The sequence below is a fragment of the Croceitalea sp. MTPC6 genome (assembly GCF_036985525.1).
GTDB lineage: Bacteria > Bacteroidota > Bacteroidia > Flavobacteriales > Flavobacteriaceae > Croceitalea.
The window spans coordinates 1-423 of record NZ_BTGR01000041.1 but is presented as its reverse complement, the minus strand read 5'-3'; the positions used below and the strand labels follow the sequence as shown (position 1 = coordinate 423).

Here is a 423-nt window from a genome sequence, read left to right as displayed (position 1 = left end):
GACACGGCCCCTCTCTTCATTGTGGACGGGGTACAATTTGAGGGTGCCTTGAACACGATCAACCAAGAGGACATCGAATCCTTTACCATCCTCAAGGATGCGGCCTCCACTTCACTGTACGGTTCCAGGGCCGCCAACGGGGTGGTTATCATCACCACCAAGAGCGGTACAAAAGGGGGCATACAGGTAAACGCCTCCATGCAATATGGTCTGGTGTCCACATCACAGTGGCAGTTCTATGACGAGCTCAGCCCGGGCCAATATTATGAGACCATGTGGGAGGCCTTGAAAAACTCAGCTGCAGGTGGCGGCGACCCTACCTTTGCCTCGGCGAACATATACCAACAATTGGGCTACAACCCCTTCAACGTCCCCAATGACCAGATCGTTGGGACGGACGGTAGGTTGAACCCCAATGCACAA

General features: G+C 54.1%; 1 protein-coding gene. It reads left to right on the top strand.

What is annotated here, in order from left to right; all coding sequences use genetic code 11:
* On the top strand, nucleotides 1–423 hold a 423-nt coding region (locus AACP56_RS17955), incomplete at both ends, for a TonB-dependent receptor plug domain-containing protein (protein WP_339339099.1).